The following is a 23,289-nucleotide window of genomic DNA, read 5'->3' as shown; positions in this document are numbered from 1 at the left end:
ACTATCATTCCTTTCTAGATTTTCTTAAAATATCCCAAGTCTCAACAGGCTTATCCATTTTAATTTTTATAATCTGTTGCGCATGAGGAGCAACCTCAATTTCATTATCATCTTTGTCCCACATTTTTTCAATTACTTGATTAAAATGTTCTTTATTTGGTCCAAAAACCTCAATTTCATCACCAGCAAATATTCTATTTCTTTGTTCAATTGTTGCTATACCTGTGTCATAGTTATAATCTAATACTAATCCAACAAAATCATATGTCCTTATATATGAACTACTAGCATATAGTTGCTCATTGCCAGTTGGTTTTTTAAAATAAAAACCCGTTGTATGATCTCTATGACTTGCTTTTTTTATTTCCTCAAGCCATTTTTCATCATATCTATAATTCAATGGATCAGCTAAATATTCATCTATTGCCATTCTATATGATCTTACTACTGTGGCAACATAGTAAGGGCTTTTCATCCTGCCTTCAATCTTCAAACTTTTAATTCCAGCACTAATTAATTCTGGTATGTGTTCTATTGTGCAAAGATCTTTTGAATTATATATATATGTTCCTTTTTCATCTTCATAAATTGGATAATATTCGCCTGGTCTTTTTTCCTCAACTAAATTATACTTCCATCTACAAGGCTGAGCACATTCACCTCTGTTTGCATCTCTATGTGTCATATAATTACTTAAGAGACACCTTCCAGAATAGGATATACACATTGCACCGTGAATAAATGTCTCAATCTCTAATTCGGGTGGTATTTTTTCAATAATTTCCTTAATTTCGTCTAAAGATAACTCTCTAGCTAATACTATCCTTCTTACTCCTAACTTGTGCCAAAAAATTGCTGATAAGTAATTTGTTGTGTTAGCTTGAGTACTAAGATGTATCTCCATGTTTGGTGCAATATCTTTTACTACCGATACTACACCAGGATCAGATACAATAACAGCATCTACACCAATTTCGTCTAAGGTTTCAACATATTCTGGTAATTCACTTAAATCTTCATTATGTGGAATGATATTTAAAGTTACATATACTTTTCTTCCTCTTGAGTGGGCAAATTCTAAGCCTTCTTTAATCTCATCAATAGTAAAATTCTTTGAAGAAGCTCTAAGACCAAAAACTTCTCCACCTAGGTATACTGCATCCGCACCATATGCTATAGCTATTTTTAGTTTTTCTAAGTCTCCAGCCGGAGCTAAAAGCTCAGGTTTATTCATCCTTTTTTACCTCCTTTTTATAAGTTATAGCAACACCATCTCCTATCGGTATAACGCTTGATTCAAAAGCATTATTACTAGTGATATAATCTAAATAATTTCTCATCCTTTTAACTATAGTTTTTTTTCTTCTTACAATTAATTCGTCACTAGCTACCATTCCTTTATACAGAACATTGTCTGATACAATAATTCCTCCATGAACTAAGTTTCTTATGCAATGTGGAAAAAACTCCATATACTGCCCTTTCGCAGCATCTATAAAAATAAAATCAAAATCATCATTTATGGTTGGTAGTACTTCCTCAGCTTCACCTTTAATTATCTTTATCATACTAGAATATCCATTATCTTGTATGTTCTTATTCGCAATGCTTATCATATCATCTCTTTTTTCAATTGTAGTCACTTTCCCATTGCTTTCCATTGCGCTAGCCATTACTAATGCAGAATACCCTATTGCAGTTCCAATTTCTAATATTTTTTTAGGTTTGGAGATTTTAATCAATACCCTTATGAGCTGTGCAACTTCTGGATGAATTATTGGTACATGATTAAGCACAGCATACTTCTCAATCTCCAAAAGAAAATTATCCTTTATTGGAATAAGATTTCTTATATATTCTTCTATACTACTTTCATTTATATTGCTCAATAGACTCTCTCCTTGTTGTAAAAAGTCACAAATAATACGTGGGTAAAGTCTCCACGTATTACCTATTTCTAAAAATATTCTGTCCAACAATACTAATTAAAATACTTATACCAGTATCCCTACTATTGCTGAAACTTTTAACCTATATGTTAATTTTATAAAGTTAAATCTATTTCTTTTTTCGTATTCTATTTATTGCTTTTAAATGTTCCTCATACGTTACGCTAAAAGTATGAGTACCTGTCTCATCCTCATTGAATACAAAATATTTATAATCCACATCAGCAGGGGTAACTGCAGCCTTTATTGATTCTATTCCCGGAGAAGCTATTGGTCCAGGTGGTAAACCTTGATTAATATAGGTGTTATAAGGTGATTCAATTAAAGTATCAGCATTTGATAATACTGGTTTTCTTTCACCTAGAATATATTGAACAGTAGCGCAAGATTGTAGCATCATTCCAGTTTCCAGTCTATTATGAAAAACGCCAGATATTATTTCTCTCTCACTTTCAGCTCTGCCTTCCCTTTCAATAATCGAAGCTAGAGTAACAACTTGATTTAAATTTAGGTTCAATTCTCTAGCCTTTGATTTTATTTCGTCAGTATATAATTTGTCAAATCTACTTAACATTTTTCTAATAATGTCCTTCTCACTTGCATCAATATATATTTCATATGTGTCAGGATATAGATAACCCTCAAGAGATAAATCTTCTGGAACTTCTTTCAAGAACTCAAATTCTGATGAAAAATTAGAAACCTTTGAAGTCAATTCGAGAAAGACTTTCATATCAGCTATACCCATATCACCTAATCTTTCTGCGATCTGTTTTAGCTCAAATCCTTCTGGTATAGTAAAGATAATAGAGTCCTTAGCAATTCCTCCTGATACAAGCTTCTTCATAATTTCTTCCTGCGTCATTCCATTATTTAGAGTATATTTTCCTGCCTTGAATTTCCCATCCATTTCATCATATTTAGCAAATATCCTGAAAATCAATTCATTTTTTATAAGATTACTGTCTTTTAAAATTTTCGCAATGCCACTTGTTGATGCACCCTTAGGTATTGTTATCTGTATTTCCTTAATATTTTCTATTGCAACTGGTTGCAACTGGTTGTCCACAAATATTTTAATGCTTATTACTGCTATTAGAATAACAAATAATATAACAGTAAAAAAGTAAAGCAAAACAGGCTTTTTACTTCTTTTTTTATTATTTCCAATAATCTGGGTCATAGCTCTCCCCCTTTTACTCAATTGTTTATTAAATTATACAATACTTACTATTTCAAATACAAGGAGTATAAACAAAAATCAACAATTAAGTACATTTTTTTACAAGTTCACATAATAATATTATGTGAACTTGTAGGTTCTTATTAAAAAATATTAATTATAACAACTTTTCTTCATTCTCTGATATGCGTATAATACTATATTGCCAAATAAGCCAACAGCAATTAATTCTCCAGTTCCTATACCAACGGCTACTGCCCAGTAAGTCATTTCAGGGAAAAAAGATGATACCCAAATTGATACTAGTAGGGCATTCAAAATAACTGGAGGTAAAATACCTAAAAATTTACTAGGCATCTTGCTAGTTAAATATGCAGAAACTAGCGTTATTAGGCTTCCTCCTACAACATCAATAAGTCCATATCCTGAGGAAAAAGTAAGTATTAGATTTGCAATAAAACAGCCAACAAAAACCCCTGGGATAGCTGCCGCTTCTACTAAAGGCAACAACACCAATGCTTCTGCAATTCTAACTTGTATAGGTCCAAAGGCAAGTTGCCCTAGTGGGATTTCAATTATTACTAAAATGACGTATAATGCTGCAATCATTCCTGCTTTTGATAAATATTTTGTATTCATTCTTTTCCTCCTTGCATAAAAATTGTTACTAACTAAAGAGAAGTCGTAGTAAATACTACGACTATTACACTTCCATAATAATTGGAAGAATCATTGGGTTTCTTTTAATCTTTTCATAAAGGAAATTTCTTAAAGCATCTTTAATATTTGATTTCAGTGTAGCCCAATCAGTAATTTTATTTTTTTCGCATTCAATTAAAACTTCTCTTACAATCATTCTAGCTTCTTCCATTAAATCTTCTGATTCTCTTACATATACAAAGCCTCTAGATACTATATCTGGTCCTGATATTACACTTCCATCTTGTTTACTTATGGTAACCACTATAACAATGAGTCCATCCTCTGAAAGATGTTTTCTATCTCTTAATACAATATTTCCTACATCACCAACACCGAGTCCGTCTACTAATATATTTCCTGCAGGTACACTCCCAGCTATAACTCCACTATCTTTAGAAAACTCTACTATAGAGCCATTTTCAGCAATAAAGATATTTTCCTTTGGCATTCCTAGTTCACTAGCTAAGCTAGCATGTCTTTTTAAATGTCTGTATTCACCATGTATTGGAATAAAAAACTTTGGCTTCAGTAAACTATGCAAAAGCTTTAATTCTTCTTGACAAGCATGACCTGAAACGTGTACATCAGCCAATGATTCATAAATCACATTAGCACCTTTTTTAAATAACTGGTTAATAACCTTTGATATTGTTTTTTCATTGCCCGGAATTGGACTAGCAGAAATAATCACTAGATCTCCTGGCATCAACTCCATCTTTCTATGATCTGAAGAAGCTATTCTTGCTAATGCAGACATAGGTTCACCTTGACTACCAGTAGTAATAACCACTATTTTATTATCAGGATATCTATTCATATCATTTATATCAATTAATGTACCCTCAGGTACATCCAAATAACCTAATTCTGTAGCTACTTTAACTACATTTACCATGCTCCTACCAGATACAACAACCTTTCTATCAAATAGAACGGCAGAGTTTATTATCTGCTGTACTCTATGGATATTAGAAGCAAATGTAGCTACAATGATTCTTTGCTTAGCAGTCGAAAATATATCATTAAATGTATCTCCAACTGTTTTTTCTGACATTGTGTATCCAGGTCTTTCTACATTAGTACTATCAGCTAATAATACAAGAACGCCTTTCTGTCCTATTTCTGCAAATTTATGAAAATCCATTACTTCTCCATTAATTGGTGTATAGTCAATCTTAAAATCCCCAGAATGAACTACTATTCCGACAGGTGTATGGATAGCCAAAGCTACAGAATCAGGTATACTATGACTAGTTCTTATGAATTCAATATTAAATTGACCAAGTTTTATGCTCTGAGATGGTTTTACTACGTTCAAAATGGTATTATTAATATTATGCTCTTTAATCTTGTTCTCCACAAGTCCAAGAGTAAGCTTAGTTCCATATATAGGTATATTAATCTTTTTAAGAACATAAGGCAATGCTCCGATATGATCCTCATGTCCATGTGTTAATATAATACCTTTTATTTTTTCCCTATTTTTTAATAAGTATGTTATATCAGGAATCACTACATCTATTCCTAGCATTTCATCTTCAGGAAAAATCAATCCACAGTCAATAATTATGATATCTTCTTCATATTCTATTACTGTAATGTTCTTACCTACCTCATATAACCCTCCTAAGGGAATTATTTTCAATTTTGATGATTTTTTTGCCACCTTATCACTCTCCTTTTAGTTTCTCGCATAGATATATAATTAAAAGCCCACGCTCAAATAATTTTATTTCATATCTCAATACCAATTTTATTTATTTCTTATTCCATCTATTATTATTCTGTCCATAAAACCATTAAAAATTTCAAAGAGTCATAGCATACAGAAACCATTATAATAACTTTTTCTTGATTAAGTAGGATAGTAATATTATATAGTTATAAAAAAATAAATCCCAAAATGGGATTTACTATTTACAATCTTTACAATAACCAAAAAACTTTACATTATGATCTAAAACTCTAAAATTTTTCTGTTTTTCGATTTCCGATTCAAGATTTTCAAGTAAGTCCAATTCAACTTCTAATACTTTACCACAATTTAAACAAATAAGATGATGATGTTGGTGGTCATTAGAAGCAGAACTTAGTTCATATCTACTACACCCATCATTAAAATTGAGCTTATATATAATATTTAATTGTTCAAATAGCTGTAGTGTTCTATAAACAGTAGCAAGACCAATTTCAGGATATTTATCTCTTACACTATCGTATATTTCTTCGGGGCTCAGATGTCTACCGTTATTCTCTAAAATAACGTCTAGTATAACCCTTCTTTGTGTTGTAAGTTTATATCCTTTTTCTTTAAGTTTTATTTTTAATTGGTCAAAGAAATTATCATCCATCGTTCCACCTGCTTAATTACTTTCTAATATATAGTCTATTATTATAGCATGTAAAAGTCAACAAATATGTAAATATTTATTGACGATTTCACTAATTAATGGCCCTAAAAAAGGTTTATTATAGCATTTCATCTACAATAGCTTCATATACAGAAACTGCATTTTCAAGTTCTTCTTCGTCTTCTATATTAACTAACACAAAATCTCCATTCTCATCATATTCGATTCTTAATATATATGCTCCATCTTCTGATTCTTCTTTTGTTAGTGGAAACAATACTGCATATTCATCTTCTTCAATATCAAATGTAGCCATGACTTCAAACTTCTGTTCCTTACCATTATCATCTATTAACGAAATAATGTTATCATCTTTCGACATGTTATCATTCTCCTTTCTTATATTTTTCTAGATAAGAATTTAAAATATACGTTGCAGCTACCTTATCAATAATATCTTTTCTTTTTTTTCTACTTACATCAGCATCAATTAGCAATCTTTCTGCAGATACTGTAGTTAACCTTTCATCCTGTAATATGACCTCATTATTGAATTTTTCTTTGAACTTATCTACAAACTTTAGGACTTTTTCTCCTTGTGGTCCAATAGTGTTGTTCATGTTTTTTGGTAATCCAATTACTACTTCTTTAACATCATACTCATTAATTAATTTAGCCAATTCAGCAAAATCACTTTTGATGCCTTTTCTCCTTATGGTGGTAATTCCTTGAGCAGTAATTCCTAAGGGATCACTTATTGCTACCCCAATAGTTTTATCTCCCACATCTAGTCCCATTATTCTTTTCATATATTCCTCCGATTAAATTACTTTTATACAGAACTCTGGACAAACTCTCGCACAATAGCCACAAAAAACGCATTTTCCAGCAACTGGAACTGCCTTGTTATTGACTAACTGAATTCCGCCATTTTTACAAGTTTTTACACACGAGCCACATCCTATACACCAATCTGCAATTTGAAGCTTTCTTTCTTTCTTTTTTAATCTTTGTTTTATATCATTAGGTATATACCCATAATTTATTAAACTTACATCTGCATCTACTTCGTCCTTGCTTTGCATTCCCATAGCAAATGAGTGTAAATAAGGTATTTTCCTCACAAAGTCTACTGCTTCCTCCACATTTTTAATTAGATGTCCTCCACCTAATGGCTTCATCCCATAAATACCCTTTCCACAATCATAGGATACTTTTAGTGCATCTATCATTTGCTCTACAGTTCCATCCTGTATTCCAATTCCTTCCTTGTTTATTATTGGAAATATCACTTCGATTTCATTATATTTATTAGCTGCTGTTACTGCTTCTATTCTATGAGTAGATATGCCTATGGCTCTTATAATTCCTTTTTCTTTAGCTCTTATAAAATATTCTATGGCTTCATAGTGCCCTCGAATTGTATGCTTACTTTCCTGTTCATGTAATAGAAAAATATCTATATAGTCAGTTCCTAATTCATTTAAAGCTTTTGATAAGCTTTTTTCAGCTGTTTCATTAGAATAAGAATATGATTTTGTTGCTATAACAATATCTTTTCTGTTAACTGTTTTTAGCGCCTCTTTAATATGTTGATAATTATTATATATTTCTGCAGTATCTATAAAATTTATGCCTTTCTCAAAGGCGTAGCTTATTATTTTAGCACCTTCTGAGATACCTAAATTTGCTTGTAGAGGGCCAATGGTTAATGACCCAAAGCACAACTCAGATACTTTTATCCCTGTATTGCCTAATATCCTATTTTCCACTGTTTCATCCCCTTATATTTCTGTCATATCCTCTAATGAATAATACATTAAAATAGCTAGCAAATATGTATTCGAAATAGCTGCTAAAAGTACTCCAGAATCATTTACTAATAACCCTATGATGTTACCTATTAGCACACTAATAAGCCCAATTAAAAAAATTCTATTATTTTGAATGATTCTAGTTATTTGTTTCTTACAACCTAATATCATAAAAACTTCTGCTAAGACAGTTGTTAATAACACTTTTGACCATATAGAGCTTCTTATTAGCTTTATATTCATCTGAATCTTTCTTAGTATAATACTCACTATTGACATAGGTCCGTTGTTAATAATCTCCATAAGTGTTCTACCTAAATGCGTGGGATTGGGATTAATATAAATATCGATTATGCCAATAACTAAAATAAATAACAAAACAATAATACCAATTAAAATAGATTTTTTCAAATCAATCTTAATTTTTAAAAATTCTAACAAAAAAATTATAGATGCAAATAATACGGAAATAGTTCCTCCTACATTTGCTCCTAAATTTGGATGAGAAACACAGAAAACTGTAAGCGGTAATAGCAATAGAAAGAATTTGTTTCCTTTTGTCCTTTCCATATAAAAAGTAGTAAGGAAAACCATAGCAGGTAAAATGATGCCTACTAATTCATTCCCAATTCCAAAATATCTAGCTCCTATAATTGGATCATAACTTAGTACTGAATATTTTAGAAGATTACCTCCTAATAATAAATCTATCACTAAAGCTAAATAAGTTATAGTTAGCAAAGTAATAATTTTATTATTATTCTTAATAAAACGCAAAACAATCAATATTCCTACTGTCATTAAAAAAGAAACTATAAAAAACGCATAAGAATTCGTCAAATCAAAGACTGCAATTAATAAAAAAACAAGTGGTAGAGTTAATATTAATAAAAGTAAAGACTTTATCGTTCGAGTTATTCTATTAATAAAAATCCCTTTCATAAACATTGCAAATATCCCTAGTATAATAATAGCTATAACTAAGATGCTATAAAAATTTAGATACGGTGCTCTAAGTCTTGAGACCATATTAGTTCTGTTATTAAGATGATTAATAAATGTTGTTTTATCGTTAGTAACTGCAGTAGTTATCACATGACCAACAAAAAAGTTATTATCTGCATTTATGTAATTTGTAATAGTTGGTGCAATATCAATGTTAGCTACTATACCAATTCTTCTAGTTGTTCCCGATGTTAACATTCCTTTATGTTCTCCTCCATCCCAAATTACAAGTGGAGAAAGTTTGCTATTATCTATTCTGTCTTCCGGAGAATTTGGGCTAACAACCATTAACATAGACTTATTATCAATAACTTCCTTCATTAGTTTCCCAATAAATTCATCAATATCTCTTAATATTATTTTTCTTTTCTCAAAAAAAACATCATCAGAAAGATTACTGCTATAGTAGCTTAGTCTATTTAAATCTCCTGTTTCAATAACAAAAAATGAAGCATCTGTTTTTTTATCTTTTATTTCACTTAACATTTTATTAAAATCAGTTTTTAGACCAAAAGGATAACTATTGTCACTAGTAAGGATATCATCGATGTTCCCGAAATCTAACAATCCATTGCTATCCATTCCAATAAGACAGTTGGTTCTAATAAAACTATCAGCAGTATCTGAATTACCAAATACTGCTGTCTTATGGCTACTATTATGCAAATTATCTCCCAAAGCACCTATTACAGAATTATAATTTTTATTATTATTTATACTATTAAGCCTGTTTATTTCAATATTAGCTATATTATACGCTTTTGCAGACTTGCCTGTTCTTCTCTCGTAAATACTCTGGACTTCCTTGTCCAAATTAAAAAAAGTCGCAGTATCATAGCTTGAATAAGCCTTAGATGAAGCATTGATAGTAATGTATCCCTCAGCCCCCTTATATCCATTGACACCTCTTGTATTCATAAGCCCGATGCTTCCATCGTCAATTATAGTTTTTAGATTATTCATATAGTCAATATCATACAAAGACAGTCTATTAATTATAACCATATAAACTTTTTTGTCATAGGTAACATTATCATCTGCATATGTAATTGATGAAAACATTATAAATAAAAATAAAATAAAACAAACTATGCTTTTCTTCTGTAAACCGCTCAGCAATTAGACCTCTCCTATTATTTTTTTTCTAAATATTTCTTTAGTATTTCCTCTAGAAGTTCATCTCTTTCTAGTTTTCTAATAAGTGTTCTTGCATTATTATGACTTGTTATATAAGTAGGATCTCCGGACAATATGTACCCTATTATCTGATTTATTGGATTATAGCCTTTTTCTTCTAATGCTTCATAAACTGAAAACAATATTTCTTCAGCTTTACTTCTATTATCCTTAGAGACACTGAATTTCATTGTTTGGTTAATGCTGTTCATGAAAACACCCCCTTATATATTTATATCATATATTTTTAATTGTATACACATATTTATTAAAATTCTACCTAGTGGTATCAAAACATAATAGAAATATACTATCTAAATTATAGAAATGTTTGCTCAACATTTCTATTTTGTTTCCTTGGTTCATATATTGTACAAATCCACTAGGTAGCTTTAATAAATAAACTACTTAAGCTGAGATATTACAATATCTTTTACTATACTCAAAGCTTCATCTACTTTTGAAGGATCTTTACCACCAGCTTGAGCCATATCTGGTCGTCCACCTCCACCTCCACCAGCTATCTTTGCAACTTCTCTGACTATGTTACCTGCGTGTATTCCCTTGCTTGTTAAATCTTTAGTTGCCATTGCTACAAATGAAACTTTATCTTCTAGTACTGATCCAAAAACAATTAACACAGAGTTCATTGAATCTCTTGTTTTGTCTCCTAATTGTCTAAGGCTGTTCATATCCATTCCATCAATTCTTTTGCTTATGACTTTAACTCCATTAATATCCATGCTTTCATTAATTATATCATCTAGTTTAGACATAGCCAAATCTGATTTTAATTTCTCAACTTCTTTTTCTAAATGTCTTATTTCGTCAGCTACTTGTTGTGCTCTATTTATTATGTCCTTTCTATTCGATTTTAGAATATCTGAAATTTGATTTATCTGAGTATCGATATCAGCAAAAAATTCATATGCCTTTTTCCCTGTAATAGCTTCTATTCTTCTTACTCCAGAAGCTACACCAGATTCACTAATTATCTTAAACATGCCTATCTGACTTGAATTAGAAACATGTGTACCTCCACATAATTCCTTACTATATTCTCCAATTTTAACTAATCTAACTACATCTCCGTACTTTTCATCAAATAAAGCTGCTGCTCCTTGTTTTCTAGCCTCATCTAAAGATGTCTCAATAGTATTTACTTCAAGTCCTTCAAATATCTTATTATTAACGATTTCTTCAATTCTATCAATGTCTTCTTTTTTTATAGCTTCAAAATGAGTAAAATCAAATCTTAACCTTTCTGGCATTACTAAAGAGCCTGCTTGATTCACATGTTCACCAAGAACCTCTTTTAAAGCTTTATGAAGTAAATGAGTTACTGAGTGATTTCTGGCAGTCGATAATCTTTGTGATTTATTTATTTCTGCATGAACTTCAGCACCATTACTTAATGTTCCTTCTAGCACTTCTACAAAATGTAAAATCTGTCCAATATTATTTTTCTTTGTATCATCTACTTTGGCAACAAAATCATTTCCCTTTAACAATCCAGTGTCACCAACCTGACCTCCTCCTTCTGGATAAAAAGGAGTTTCATCTAATAATATTATACCCTTTTCATTAGTACCTAATAATTTTTCTGAATTTCCTTCCTTTAAAACTTCAACTATTTTTGAACCTAGGCTAGTTTCAGTATATCCACTAAATTCGGTCTTGAGCTTAGTATCTATTGGTAGCAAGCTATCTTTACTCCAAGCTTGATTATCTCCTTCTTCTCTTGCTTTTCTAGCTCTCTCTCTCTGTTTTTCCATTTCTGTGTTAAACCCATCTTCATCTACTGATAAATTATGTTCTTCTAGTATTTCTTTAGTTAAGTCAAGAGGAAAACCATAAGTATCATACAGTTTAAAAGCCATTCCTCCGCTTAATACTTTTTCATTGTTTTCTATAATATTTTCAATGTATTCATTAAGTATGTTTATTCCTTGATCTATTGTTTCTTGAAATTTCTCTTCTTCAATCTTTATTATTTTTTGAACATGAGGTAGCTTATCAATCAAATCAGGATATGCCTCTCCCCATAATTTAGCTACTGTAGCCACTAAAGTACTTAAAAAATCATTTTCTATACCTAAAAGCTTCCCATGTCTAGCAGCTCTTCTGATTAATCTTCTTAGAACATAACCTCTTCCCTCATTACTTGGCAATACTCCATCAGCAACTAAAAATGTCATAGCTCTAATATGATCAGTAATTACTCTTATGGACATATCTTTCTTTTCATTTTCTCCATAGGTAATTCCACTTACTTTCTCAACCTTATTTAACAGTTGTTTAATTACATCAGTATAAAATATGTTTTCTGCATTTTGCATTACTGCAGATATTCTTTCAAGACCCATACCAGTGTCTATATTAGGATGTGGAACTGGATTATAATTGCCTTTTTCATCTTTATCAAATTGTGAAAAGACAAGATTCCAAACTTCTACATACCTATCACAATCACAACCTGGCTTACAACTTTCACTACCACATCCATATTTTTCTCCTCTATCCACATATATTTCAGAACAAGGTCCACATGGTCCTACTTCAAGTTCCCAAAAGTTATCCTCTTTTCCCAATTTTACAATTCTGTCAGATTTAATTCCTATGTGCTTATTCCAAATTTCATATGCCTCATCATCTTCTTCATAGATAGATACCCATAGTTTCTCAACTGGTATCTCCATTCTTTCAGTCATAAATTCCCATGCCCATTCAATTGCTTCCTTTTTAAAATAATCTCCAAAAGAAAAATTACCTAGCATTTCAAAAAAAGTAGCATGTCGAGCTGTTTTACCTACATTTTCAATGTCTCCAGTTCTAACGCACTTTTGACAAGTAGCCATCCTTCTTCTAGGTGGTTCTTGAGCACCTGTAAAATATGGCTTCAAAGGTGCCATACCTGCATTTATCAGTAATAAGCTTTTGTCGTTCTTAGGCACTAATGAAAAACTTGGTGCAACTAAATGCTCTTTTTCACCAAAAAATTCCAAAAATTCTTTTCTAATTTCATTTAGTCCTACTTTTTTCATGTTTTTCTCTCCTCTCAATAAAGTATTTAAAAATAAAAAAACCCATCCCTATATCCAAACTTAGGGACGAGTTTACCCGCGGTACCACCCTACTTACTAAAACCTAGCCTCTCGATAAGATAACGGATAAACCGGGAACCTCTACAAAACTTTCAAGGATCCAACTCCAGGGTTGCTTCAATATTCTCTCCTAAACGCCTTCCAGCCATGAGCATTCTCTCTATAAGGTTTGAAATATTTACTAATCCCTTTCATAGCCATTTATATTAAATTTTACATTAAGTTTTCATTAAATACATTATATGCTGAGTTATTCTATAGATAGGATTATAGTTTAAAAGCCGTATTTTGTCAATACAGGTTATATTCGAGAAATTTTATCTATTATAAAACCTGAAGTTACCTTTATAACTATTGCTACAGGAATTGCAAAAATCATTCCAACAATTCCAAAGTAACTTCCCCCTATTAATAATGCTAACATAACTCCTACTGGGTGAATTCCAACACTATCTCCAACAATTTTAGGTTCTATAACATTGCACTCTATTTGCTGAATAATTATAAAAGAGATAATAACCCATAGTGCTTTTAAAGGACCTTTTAATATTGCAAACACTAATGCAGGAACTATACCTATTATAGGCCCAAAATATGGGATTATATCTGCTATACCAGCAACTAAGCCAATAATTATGGCAAAATCTACACCTATTAGTAGTAACGCAATTGAAGTTGATATCCCAACAAATGCACAAACAAGCAATTGTCCTCTAACAAATTTTCCTAGAACTTTATCAACTTCTCTCACAATCTGCATTATATCGTTTCTTAGATTTTTAGGAATTATAAGAATTATCTTTTTCTTAAAATACTCCTTATCCTTCAAAAAATAAAAAGTTAGAATTGGTACTATAATAAAACTTATCATTTTTGGAAATATACCAATTAAAGAGTTAGTAATATTTCTTAAATAACCAAGAAGTAATGCTTGAACATCTCTAAGATTTTCTAAAAATATCTTTTTTACTTCTTGAAACCCCGGTGGTAATTTGTCTAGATGCTTAGAATACTTTACAAAAAAATTATTAAAGTAATCATATGTCTTATTAAAATAGCTAGGCATTAGCTTTACTAAGTTTTCAAATTCACTAAATACCTTTGGTACAAGAGACAATGAAACTATAACAATAATAGTTATTAGAAATAAATATACTATCAATATGCTATAGGATCTTTTAATCCCTTTTTTTTCTATTAAGTTAACTAACGGATTAAGCAAATAAGATAATACTATAGAATAAAACGTTAACAATAATATTTTAGTAATCTTGCTAGGACCTTTAAACAAATTATATAAAATAACCATAAGAAAAATTGTAATGGAAGTAATAATTATTTTTCTAGGTAGAAAATGAAGTCTTTTTTCAGGCTTTACATATTTGTTACCAATATTTATTAAAAAATATATAAATAACCCAATTAGTATCGTTATAAATATATTTTGTAAATAATCACTTAATCTTAACAAATTGTCCATAATATGGCTCTCCTGATGTGAATTAAAGGCAGCTAAGCTGCCCTATTAAAGTAATCCTATGTTGCTAACAACATTTGACATTATTCTTTTACTAGCCTTCATCATCCTTCTTCTTTGTCTTGGACTCATCTTTGTAACTGCATACATCCCTGCTGTAGCACCTATTAGACTACCTGCTACAATTCCTGAAAAAAATCTTCCTTTCATATTTTCACCCCTCTTTAAAGATTCTCTATACTTAGTTTGATACAAATCCCTAAAGTAATTCTAGAAGTTTTTTGTAATCTTCCTTATATCTGTCAAATAAACTTTTCGTTTCGTTTGAAACAATGACTGAGTTCTCTCCAAAAACTATTCCTGTAGTATAAGGTAAAACGTTTCTTCCTTCTTTTATATCTTGGATTAATCCATCTGTAAGAATAAACCCAATAATCTTTCCTTTTTCTTCATCTATTAGAATATCTTTAATATGTCCCAAGCTTTCACCTTCTTCAGTTAATACTTCTTCCTCAACTATTTTCTTTTCATTTAATAGTTGATTTAGTTCTGGCAATGTACTACATGTTTCTATTACATTTTCGTTCTTTACAATCAGTGCATCTTTTCCAATAAAAACAATATTATTTAACTGTATTATTTTAGCCTCTCTAAAAATACTTCCCTCGCTTACAACAAATCCCATTATCCTATATTTTTTCTTTGAAAAAATTGCTTCTTTTACAGATGCAATTCTAGCTCCACTTTTTTTACATACTACTGGAATTCCTATTAATTCACTTACTTTTCTCAATTATATAACTCCTTTAAAAATTTCTGTATTATTAGTATTCCACATTCGTAAGCTAATATTATTTAAGTTTTCTTTCTATAACTGAAACTAAAAAAGCTACTGTTATCCAGTAGCTCTAAGCTTAATTACATATGATCATGAACATCTTCATCAGGATTAAAATCTTCTAATCCTTTTATTATTATGTTGTTTTTCTTAGAGTAATCAAATAAAGCTGACTTAATAGCTTGCTCAGCTAACACAGAACAATGCATTTTAACTGGAGGTAATCCATCTAATGCTTGGGCTACTGCTTTATTTGAAAGCTGCATTGCTTCCTCTATGGTTTTTCCCTTTATCATTTCTGTAGCCATACTTGAAGAAGCTATAGCAGAACCGCATCCAAAAGTTTTAAATTTCACGTCTACAATAGTGTTATCTTCAATTTTTAAGTACATTTTCATTATATCTCCACATTTAGGATTCCCAACTTGGCCAATCCCATCAGCATTTTCAATTTCTCCTACATTTCTTGGATTCATAAAGTGATCCATTACTTTTTCTGAGTACATTTATTTACCCCCTTATCTCTTTCTTATTTTTACATTTTCATATAGCGGTGACATTTGTCTTAATCTGTCAACTATCTTAACTAAGTTATTTACTACATAATCCATTTCTTCCTCTGTATTAAAATCTCCTAATGTTAGCCTTAAAGAACCATGTGCAATTTCATGAGGGAGCCCTATAGCCAATAAAACATGTGAAGGATCTAACGAACCGGATGTGCAAGCTGATCCGCTAGATGCAGATATTCCCACCATATCTAAACTTAGTAACAATGCTTCCCCTTCAATAAATTCAAAGGAAAAATTCACATTTCCAGGAAGCCTTTGTTCAGAGTGCCCATTTAATCTAACATAGTCAATATTTGCATAAATATCTTTTATTAGTTTATCTCTTAATTTTGTAAGCTTTTGATTATGTTCATCAATAGTCTCATATGCTAATTCTATAGCTCTTCCAAAACCTACTATTCCAGGGATATTTTCTGTACCAGCTCTTCTGTTTTTTTCTTGTGCACCTCCATGTATATATGGATGAATCTTTATTCCTTGTCTTACATAAAGAGCACCTGCCCCTTTTGGTCCATATATCTTATGTGCAGACATAGACAGTAAGTCTATATTTAAATCTTCGACATCAATTTTAATATTACCTATTGCTTGAACAGCATCTGTGTGAAAGTATATCTTATTTTCTCTGGCAATTTTACCAATTTCTTTTACTGGTTGTATAGTACCAATTTCATTATTTGCAAACATTATTGAAATCAATATTGTCTTGTCAGTTATTGAGTTTTTTAATTGTTCAATATCCACTAATCCATTTTCATCTACGTCTAAATAAGTAACTTCAAAACCATTTCTTTCTAAATATTCACATGTATGAAGAACTGCATGATGTTCTATTTTTGAAGTAATAATATGATTGCCTTTATCCTTGTTTGCTAGTGCAACTCCCTTTATTGCCCAATTATCAGCTTCTGAGCCACCAGAGGTAAAGAAAATTTCTCTTGACCTAGCGTTAATTACCTTCGCAACCTTTTCCCTAGTTTCATCAATGGCTGCTCTAGTTATCTGTCCAAGCCTATAGATACTAGATGGGTTTCCGTACTTTTCAGTGAAGTATGGAATCATCGAATCAAGAACTTCTTTTTTAACAGGAGTGGTTGCTGCATTATCTAGATAAACTTGTCTAATCATTTTTCATCCTCCCAACAAGATGTACATATTTAGGTATACTGCTAAATATAGTACATATATCCTTTCTTTTTATCTGTCACTATGAAATCATCAACCATATCTTGTAATGTTATTGAATCAATCACTTCATTAATACTATTTTTAATCTTAATCCATACGTTCTTTGTAACACAATAATCTTCTTTTAGACATTTACCAATATTCTCATCTAATACACAATCAGAAGGTGCAATATCCCCTTCTAAAGCTCTTATGACATCTCCTACTGTAATATTTTTGGGTTCATCATTTAGCAAGTATCCTCCCTGAGCTCCTCTTACGCTAATTGTTAGCCCATTCTTTCTTAGCACTGCAATTAGTTGCTCTAAATAATGCTCGGAGATATCTTGACTTTCAGCTATATTTCTTAAAGGTATAGGACCTTCTCCGTAGTGAAGAGCCAATTCAAACATAGCCTTAAGTCCATATCTTCCCTTCGTTGAAAGCTTCATTGAACCACCTCTTTATAATTCCAAGTATATTACTAGGCTTTCTTTTCTAAGTATATTATACCCTACCATTTCTGTCAACATTCAATTATTAAAAATATTTCTCATCCTTTAATAATTTCACATGACTTTATGTACTTTTGCAAACAAATGTATTAAGATTCTAACAATGAGTCACCAGATACACAAAACATACTTTGAAGAACTTTTATTATAAGACTAGAATTTTCTACTACCTTATAAAATAAATTCTTTAAAAATAAAAAAGGCCACTAACTTAGTTAGCAGCCTAAGAGGAGCGAAAAAGCTCCCCTTTTTTTATGCATCTGGAAACAAATCTTCAAATTGAGGAGGGAAGAAATCTGGGAATGGTTCGTAGTCAAAGTTATCACATATATCTGTTGGACTAAATTCCTCGCACTCAGGCGGTTCTGGGCAGAAGCCAAATGCTGGAATAAGTAATTGCACTCTTCCTACAACTTTTACAATTATAAATACTCCAACGGCAAATGACAGCACACAACCACTTAGAGTTGGTTCTCCTAAAACTCTTGAAGCTGTTTCTACTACAATTCTAAAATCGAATTCATCTCTTGCATCTGGGATAAATAATATTATGTCTTTTAAAATGTCTGGTAAAAATCCATTAATAACACTTCCGTCAGTTGTTATTACTTCGAACGGTACTCTCAATGTAAATCTTACTCTTCTAAAATTTGGTCTGTTTTGTATGTCTGTTACAACTAATGTGTTTTCTACAATAAATCCAGGTCTAAATCTAATGCTTGCAAATTTTTTATCTTCCAAATCAACTTCTATCTTTGGAAAACACTCTCTTTGTTGACAATGAGCATATACCTTATCAGTAATAATACATACTGTCTCAGTAATATAACTTAGATCATCTGGCATGAACGGGTCACCAGGACTTGGATCAAATCCGTTTACCATAGCTTTTCACTCCTTTACCCAAATATAATTTAATAAAATCATCTTTACTTTCATATTATGAATTATAGATAGAATTGTGATTGTTTTTTAATATGTTTGAAAGGATGATAATTAATGAATATTTTCGAAAAAAATAACTACATAATAAAAAATTCATCAGGAGAAACTCTTAGATTTTATTTAGACAAAAATAAAAAAATTAACTATGACTTATACGACATTACTAACGTTCTAATTGATCAATACTTAATATCTGATGATGCTATTAATAGCCTTTCATTGGATATAGATATTAGGGATAGGATACATTTGATTTATCTTACTAATGATGGAAGTTTATTCTATAGTCTTTATTCGAATAACAAATGGGCAAAAAAAACTTTGACTCAATTTGATATAAGATCAAATCATTATAGTGATTTAACCTTAAGAGTTAATAAGGAAAATATTCATATATTGTATTCCTTCTCTAATTTAATAAACCCTAAGGTATGGACTATCCAACATCTTATGGGAACTAAAGGCAATTGGGAAAAGATTAATGTAATAAGCTTCATGTCTCCTAAAAAAGTACCCTCTTACTCAATTGATTTTGATAAATTTGATAATATTCATATGGTTTATACTTCGATTATAGATGGTATACAGAAAATATATTATGTCTTCTTCAATTCATCTACAAGAAAATGGAGCCAAGTTCCCAAATTATTATCAGAGCATTCAAGCAATAATAGGCATCCTTGTATTTTAATAGACAAAATTGATAATATCCATATTTCATGGTTAGTGCATGAAAAAAACAAATATGAGGTAAAGTATATGCATCTTGCCCAGCTAGGTAGCAATAGAAACACGTGGAAGGAAGAAGCCCTTCCTCCTATAAATAATGAATTCATATATCCGATAATCCTAGAGGATAAGGATTCAATTCAAATTTTGTTGCAAGGAAATAGCGAGATTCTTTTCTTGATTTCACAAGATTATGGTTACAGTTGGAAACTAAATAACATTCTTTATATACCACAAGATATTAAAATCAATATAGCCAAATATCTTACAAATTTATCTACAGAAAAAAACATCATAAAGATGTCTCAAGTTTTATTCTATCTAGACAATATGAAGATTTTGCTAAATCAAGATTTTATAGATTATATAAATAAATATGCACAATTAAGCAAAAAAGATAATAAGAAAATTAGCATGGAAACTAAAGGATTCATGACTTCAATAGATTATGCTGATAATAGAGACTTTCCGTCAAGTGATAATGAAGAATCTTTTAAAAGGACGAAAGAACGCTATGATAATCCAAATGAAATTGAGTTAATCTTACATAATTTATCAGACATATCAAATAATCTTGCAAAGATAATAGATATTACCAATAATTTTGCTTCTCAATTTATGGATATAGACAATACTCTACTTGCACTTAAAGAATCCATCGATATTAGTAATCAATGTTATAATGACATAGATAGGAAAATAAAAGAAATCATTGATAAAGACTCCAAAAAAGGATTTTGGTCAAAACTTTTTAGACGTGCCTAACTGCTTATATTAAAATTGATAGCTTCATACACCTTAATACCATCTTTTCTTTCTACGCAATAAAGACCTTGTATTTCTTCGCTAAAATCTCTCGAGTACTGCTTTAAATAATTTAAATCATTAAGCTTATTAAATTTAATAGAGTAGCTACATCCTCCTCTTAAATGACAAGGTGTAGATATTAACTGAAATATTCCATAACCTGATTTCTCTAGCTTGTAATATAGTTGTACAGCATAGTTTTTAGATTTGAATACGGTTATATAGTATTTTCCTCTACTTATTGTTTTAACATCCATAATATCACATCCTTTATGTTATATGATATAAATATGTTTTTAATGGTTAATATTGTTACAAAAACTTTTCTCCTTAAGGAGTGTAAATGTGAAAAAAATTTCTGTTATTACTTGCACAAATAGGCCAAAATATATTGATAATGTTTTTGAAAACTTTAATAGACAACTATATAAAGATAAAGAACTAATAATTATATTAAATAATAATAAAATGAATTTAAAAGAATGGATAAAGAAATCAAAAAAGTATCCTAATTCTTCAGTTTTTCAGGTAGATGAACATAAATCCTTAGGTTACTGTTTAAACTATGGTATTGAAAAAGCAAATTTCAATATAATAGCTAAGCTAGATGATGATGATTATTATGGCCCTGAGTATCTTTCTCAAGCAGTTAAAGCTCTAAAGTATGCTGATGTAGTTGGTAAATATACTACCTACGTTTACTTCGAAGACAGTAAAATCCTAGCTATTAGAAATCCAAAAAGAGATAACAGATATGTATATAGAGTAGAAGGGCCCACACTGGTATTTAAAAAAGAGATATGCGATAAAATAAAATTTCATAATAAATCATTAGGAGAAGATATACAATTTTGCAAGGATTGTATTAGAAATGGGGTCAAAATATTTGCTACAGATAAGAACAATTTTGTATACATAAGGCATGGTTCATTAGATAAACATGCTTGGAATATTAAAGATGAGCTATTCAAGAAATTATGTAGAATAATTGGTAAAGTTGATGATTACAGAGTATACTCTGATAATTATGACAAAAATAATATAGACAACTAAATTGGAACCTATTACTTCCAACTTAGTTGTTTTTCTTATCTAATTATAATGTTTTCTCTGAGCCATGTTCTTCTGTTATCACAAATGCCTACGTCACACATAAAATAAACTAAGATAGGTTTCTACTATTTACAGTTCCAAGACTTTCACTATTTTATAACCCAGAAAGATAAACAACTCATCTGTAATGTGCAAAAAGTCTTTCCATAACAATCTTAGTATTTAGAATAAAATCCACTATTATGTAGGAGGTAAAAATTTGAATAAAAAACCTATAAGCAAATCTAAATCCTCTTATCTCAAAAGAAAAAATTCAACAAAAGTAAATAGTAATAATATATATTTATCTAAAATAAATAACATCAGTCTACCTAAGGTAACAGTTGTAGTTAATACAATGAGAGAACACTCTCTAGAAAATGTATTTGAAAATTATGACCGTCAACTATATACAGAAAGTGAAATGATAATAGTTCTAAATAATAATTGCATGAATCTAAAAAGTTGGAGAGTAGAAGCATCAAAACATAAAAAAGTTAGAGTCTATCAACTTGATGAGGATATTACTGCAGGCAGTTGTCTTAATTTTGCTATATCTAAGGCTAAATGTGATATTATTGTAAAATTTGATGATGATGACTACTATGGCCCTAAATACCTATATAGCATAGTCCAAGCTTTTAATAGAACTAATGCAGATATAGTTGGAAAAGCTGCTTCATTTGTATATTTTAAAAAGTCAAAGATATTAGCAATTAGGCATCCTCAAAAAGAAAACAAATATGTTTACCATATGGATGGGCCTACTATGAGTATAAGAAAGTATGTCTTTAATAAAGTTAAGTTTAGGGATATATCTAGGGGTGTTGACACCTACTTTTCTAAAGATTGTACAGCAAATGGATATAAAATTTATTCTACAGATAGATTTCATCACGTCTATATAAGACAAGAATCTCCTCAAAAACATTGTTGGCAGATTAGTGATGAGGAACATTTAAAGATGTGTGAAATAGTTAAAGAAAATATAGATAGCTTTACAAATATTGTCGATATATAATTCCTTACCAATGTTTAATTAAGGAGGAAAAAATGATTCAAAAGCCTGTAAATAAAGTTATGAATAAAATAAAAAAAAGTAAGAAAATAATAAATAATAATAAAGAAGAGATATCTGTATACCATAAAAAAAATAAGTCTCCGTGCATATCTATTATTGTATGTACAATGAGAAAAGACTCTTTGGAAAATGTATTTGAAAATTTCGATAGACAATTATATGAAAATAAAGAAATGATAATAGTTTTAAATAATAATAAAATGAGCATAAAACAATGGGAAAAAAAAGCTAAATCCTATGAAAATATTAGTATATTTCAACTTGATGAGAATATCACTTTAGGTAGTTGTTTAAATTTTGCTGTTTCTAAGACCAAATATGATATCCTAGCCAAATTTGATGATGATGATTATTATGGGCCAAAATATTTATCAGATTCTATTAAATTTCTAAAAAATGCTGATATCATCGGTAAAGCGGCTTCCTTTGTTTATTTCAAAAAAAGTAAAACTTTAGCTATTCGTTCTCCTTTAAAAGAAAATAAATATGTAAAACATATGGATGGGCCTACATTAATTATAAAAAAACATGTATTCGATAAGATATTATTTTCTGATATCCCTAGAGGCGTTGATACACAGTTTTCTAAAGATGCTATTAGTATAGGTTTTAAAATTTATTCTACTAATAGATTTCACCATGTATATATTAGAAGCGAATCATCAGAAAACCATACTTGGAAAATATCTAATAATGATTTGTCGAGATTATGCAGAAAAGTTAAACAAGGAATTGTAGATTTCACCCCATTTGTTGATATCTAATATGTAAAAAAGGCTATT

24 protein-coding genes and 1 other annotated feature are annotated in these 23,289 nt (G+C 30.1%); of the genes, 4 read left to right on the top strand and 20 right to left on the bottom strand.

Translation table 11 applies throughout. The features are described 5' to 3' along the window. Positions 1-4 precede the first annotated feature (4 nt). The 19 genes from ABV008_RS04110 to ABV008_RS04020 form a co-directional block, all read right to left on the bottom strand. Entirely contained in the window at positions 5-1,234 is a 1,230-nt protein-coding gene (locus ABV008_RS04110; protein ID WP_352418548.1) for a peptidase U32 family protein, read from the bottom strand. Then, entirely contained in the window at positions 1,227-1,889 is a 663-nt protein-coding gene (locus tag ABV008_RS04105) for an O-methyltransferase (RefSeq protein WP_352418547.1), read from the bottom strand. Before ABV008_RS04105 ends, ABV008_RS04110 begins: the two co-directional genes overlap by 8 nt. A gap of 169 nt (positions 1,890-2,058) precedes the next feature. Beyond that, entirely contained in the window at positions 2,059-3,132 is a 1,074-nt protein-coding gene (gene mltG, locus ABV008_RS04100; RefSeq protein WP_352418546.1) for an endolytic transglycosylase MltG, read from the bottom strand. A gap of 153 nt (positions 3,133-3,285) precedes the next feature. Next, positions 3,286-3,771, bottom strand: coding sequence for a QueT transporter family protein (locus ABV008_RS04095; protein ID WP_352418545.1), 486 nt, complete (start codon positions 3,769-3,771; stop codon positions 3,286-3,288). A 64-nt stretch (positions 3,772-3,835) separates the two neighbouring features. Continuing rightward, positions 3,836-5,500, bottom strand: a complete 1,665-nt coding sequence (locus ABV008_RS04090; protein WP_352418544.1) for a ribonuclease J — start codon at positions 5,498-5,500, stop codon at positions 3,836-3,838. Between the two features lie 247 nt (positions 5,501-5,747). Further along, positions 5,748-6,185, bottom strand: a complete 438-nt coding sequence (locus tag ABV008_RS04085) for a Fur family transcriptional regulator (RefSeq protein ID WP_352418543.1) — start codon at positions 6,183-6,185, stop codon at positions 5,748-5,750. Positions 6,186-6,303: 118 nt separating this feature from the next. Continuing rightward, a complete protein-coding gene (locus tag ABV008_RS04080) occupies positions 6,304-6,567 on the bottom strand; it encodes a DUF1292 domain-containing protein (protein ID WP_352418542.1) in 264 nt (87 codons plus the stop codon). Positions 6,568-6,571: 4 nt separating this feature from the next. Beyond that, complete coding sequence (gene ruvX / locus ABV008_RS04075) at positions 6,572-6,994, bottom strand: Holliday junction resolvase RuvX (RefSeq protein WP_352418541.1); 423 nt, start codon at positions 6,992-6,994, stop codon at positions 6,572-6,574. A gap of 12 nt (positions 6,995-7,006) precedes the next feature. After that, positions 7,007-7,957: an aldo/keto reductase gene (locus ABV008_RS04070; RefSeq protein ID WP_352418540.1), complete on the bottom strand. Its 951-nt coding sequence runs from the start codon at positions 7,955-7,957 to the stop codon at positions 7,007-7,009. A 12-nt stretch (positions 7,958-7,969) separates the two neighbouring features. Then, positions 7,970-10,123: a hypothetical protein gene (locus ABV008_RS04065; protein ID WP_352418539.1), complete on the bottom strand. Its 2,154-nt coding sequence runs from the start codon at positions 10,121-10,123 to the stop codon at positions 7,970-7,972. Positions 10,124-10,137: 14 nt separating this feature from the next. Next, positions 10,138-10,392: an IreB family regulatory phosphoprotein gene (locus ABV008_RS04060; protein ID WP_352418538.1), complete on the bottom strand. Its 255-nt coding sequence runs from the start codon at positions 10,390-10,392 to the stop codon at positions 10,138-10,140. Between the two features lie 192 nt (positions 10,393-10,584). Next, entirely contained in the window at positions 10,585-13,224 is a 2,640-nt protein-coding gene (alaS, locus tag ABV008_RS04055) for an alanine--tRNA ligase (protein WP_352418537.1), read from the bottom strand. A 59-nt stretch (positions 13,225-13,283) separates the two neighbouring features. After that, positions 13,284-13,488, bottom strand: a binding site (T-box leader). A gap of 97 nt (positions 13,489-13,585) precedes the next feature. After that, positions 13,586-14,764 (bottom strand): AI-2E family transporter, encoded by a 1,179-nt coding sequence (locus ABV008_RS04050; protein WP_352418536.1) that lies wholly within the window; start codon positions 14,762-14,764, stop codon positions 13,586-13,588. 45 nt (positions 14,765-14,809) lie between these two features. Then, complete coding sequence (locus ABV008_RS04045) at positions 14,810-14,971, bottom strand: YtxH domain-containing protein (protein WP_352418535.1); 162 nt, start codon at positions 14,969-14,971, stop codon at positions 14,810-14,812. A gap of 49 nt (positions 14,972-15,020) precedes the next feature. Beyond that, entirely contained in the window at positions 15,021-15,554 is a 534-nt protein-coding gene (locus ABV008_RS04040; RefSeq protein ID WP_352418534.1) for a PRC-barrel domain-containing protein, read from the bottom strand. A 125-nt stretch (positions 15,555-15,679) separates the two neighbouring features. After that, positions 15,680-16,105 (bottom strand): Fe-S cluster assembly scaffold protein NifU, encoded by a 426-nt coding sequence (nifU, locus tag ABV008_RS04035; protein WP_352418533.1) that lies wholly within the window; start codon positions 16,103-16,105, stop codon positions 15,680-15,682. A 12-nt stretch (positions 16,106-16,117) separates the two neighbouring features. Beyond that, positions 16,118-17,299 carry a cysteine desulfurase NifS gene (gene nifS, locus ABV008_RS04030; RefSeq protein WP_352418532.1) on the bottom strand — a complete coding sequence of 394 codons (1,182 nt, stop codon included), beginning with the start codon at positions 17,297-17,299 and terminating at the stop codon, positions 16,118-16,120. A 41-nt stretch (positions 17,300-17,340) separates the two neighbouring features. Next, positions 17,341-17,790 (bottom strand): RrF2 family transcriptional regulator, encoded by a 450-nt coding sequence (locus ABV008_RS04025; protein WP_352418531.1) that lies wholly within the window; start codon positions 17,788-17,790, stop codon positions 17,341-17,343. Between the two features lie 315 nt (positions 17,791-18,105). After that, entirely contained in the window at positions 18,106-18,738 is a 633-nt protein-coding gene (locus tag ABV008_RS04020; protein WP_352418530.1) for a hypothetical protein, read from the bottom strand. 114 nt (positions 18,739-18,852) lie between these two features. On the opposite strand from ABV008_RS04020, the gene ABV008_RS04015 reads away from it, so the two are divergent. Further along, positions 18,853-20,292 (top strand): hypothetical protein, encoded by a 1,440-nt coding sequence (locus ABV008_RS04015; RefSeq protein WP_352418529.1) that lies wholly within the window; start codon positions 18,853-18,855, stop codon positions 20,290-20,292. Here ABV008_RS04015 and ABV008_RS04010 read toward each other — a convergent pair. Next, positions 20,289-20,591, bottom strand: a complete 303-nt coding sequence (locus ABV008_RS04010; protein WP_352418528.1) for a putative Se/S carrier protein — start codon at positions 20,589-20,591, stop codon at positions 20,289-20,291. The genes ABV008_RS04015 and ABV008_RS04010 overlap by 4 nt on opposite strands. Positions 20,592-20,679: 88 nt before the next feature. Between ABV008_RS04010 and ABV008_RS04005 the strand changes: the two genes are divergently transcribed. The 3 genes from ABV008_RS04005 (at position 20,680) to ABV008_RS03995 (ending at position 23,271) form a co-directional block, all read left to right on the top strand. After that, positions 20,680-21,387 carry a glycosyltransferase family 2 protein gene (locus ABV008_RS04005; protein ID WP_352418527.1) on the top strand — a complete coding sequence of 236 codons (708 nt, stop codon included), beginning with the start codon at positions 20,680-20,682 and terminating at the stop codon, positions 21,385-21,387. Between the two features lie 259 nt (positions 21,388-21,646). Next, entirely contained in the window at positions 21,647-22,447 is an 801-nt protein-coding gene (locus tag ABV008_RS04000) for a glycosyltransferase family 2 protein (protein WP_352418526.1), read from the top strand. Between the two features lie 32 nt (positions 22,448-22,479). Further along, positions 22,480-23,271: a glycosyltransferase family 2 protein gene (locus tag ABV008_RS03995; RefSeq protein ID WP_352418525.1), complete on the top strand. Its 792-nt coding sequence runs from the start codon at positions 22,480-22,482 to the stop codon at positions 23,269-23,271. The last annotated feature ends 18 nt before the right edge of the window (positions 23,272-23,289 follow it).

This window comes from Proteiniborus sp. (genome assembly GCF_040308045.1).
Taxonomy (GTDB): domain Bacteria; phylum Bacillota; class Clostridia; order Tissierellales; family Proteiniboraceae; genus Proteiniborus.
Note: the sequence above shows the minus strand (reverse complement) of the source record. Positions and strands in the feature narration are given on the sequence as shown.

What these genes read in the sequence shown, in the direction of transcription:
- ABV008_RS04010 (WP_352418528.1), bottom strand. Translation starts at nt 20,591, where the DNA reads ATGGATGTTAAAACAATAAGTAGAGGAAAATACTATATAACCGTATTC.
- ABV008_RS04050 (WP_352418536.1), bottom strand. Translation starts at nt 14,764, where the DNA reads ATGGACAATTTGTTAAGATTAAGTGATTATTTACAAAATATATTTATA.
- ruvX (WP_352418541.1), bottom strand. Translation starts at nt 6,994, where the DNA reads ATGAAAAGAATAATGGGACTAGATGTGGGAGATAAAACTATTGGGGTA.
- ABV008_RS04085 (WP_352418543.1), bottom strand. Translation starts at nt 6,185, where the DNA reads ATGGATGATAATTTCTTTGACCAATTAAAAATAAAACTTAAAGAAAAA.
- alaS (WP_352418537.1), bottom strand. Translation starts at nt 13,224, where the DNA reads ATGAAAAAAGTAGGACTAAATGAAATTAGAAAAGAATTTTTGGAATTT.
- ABV008_RS04095 (WP_352418545.1), bottom strand. Translation starts at nt 3,771, where the DNA reads ATGAATACAAAATATTTATCAAAAGCAGGAATGATTGCAGCATTATAC.
- ABV008_RS04080 (WP_352418542.1), bottom strand. Translation starts at nt 6,567, where the DNA reads ATGTCGAAAGATGATAACATTATTTCGTTAATAGATGATAATGGTAAG.
- ABV008_RS04045 (WP_352418535.1), bottom strand. Translation starts at nt 14,971, where the DNA reads ATGAAAGGAAGATTTTTTTCAGGAATTGTAGCAGGTAGTCTAATAGGT.
- nifS (WP_352418532.1), bottom strand. Translation starts at nt 17,299, where the DNA reads ATGATTAGACAAGTTTATCTAGATAATGCAGCAACCACTCCTGTTAAA.
- ABV008_RS04020 (WP_352418530.1), bottom strand. Translation starts at nt 18,738, where the DNA reads ATGGTAAACGGATTTGATCCAAGTCCTGGTGACCCGTTCATGCCAGAT.
- ABV008_RS03995 (WP_352418525.1), top strand. Translation starts at nt 22,480, where the DNA reads ATGATTCAAAAGCCTGTAAATAAAGTTATGAATAAAATAAAAAAAAGT.
- ABV008_RS04015 (WP_352418529.1), top strand. Translation starts at nt 18,853, where the DNA reads ATGAATATTTTCGAAAAAAATAACTACATAATAAAAAATTCATCAGGA.
- nifU (WP_352418533.1), bottom strand. Translation starts at nt 16,105, where the DNA reads ATGTACTCAGAAAAAGTAATGGATCACTTTATGAATCCAAGAAATGTA.
- ABV008_RS04025 (WP_352418531.1), bottom strand. Translation starts at nt 17,790, where the DNA reads ATGAAGCTTTCAACGAAGGGAAGATATGGACTTAAGGCTATGTTTGAA.
- ABV008_RS04060 (WP_352418538.1), bottom strand. Translation starts at nt 10,392, where the DNA reads ATGAACAGCATTAACCAAACAATGAAATTCAGTGTCTCTAAGGATAAT.
- mltG (WP_352418546.1), bottom strand. Translation starts at nt 3,132, where the DNA reads ATGACCCAGATTATTGGAAATAATAAAAAAAGAAGTAAAAAGCCTGTT.
- ABV008_RS04110 (WP_352418548.1), bottom strand. Translation starts at nt 1,234, where the DNA reads ATGAATAAACCTGAGCTTTTAGCTCCGGCTGGAGACTTAGAAAAACTA.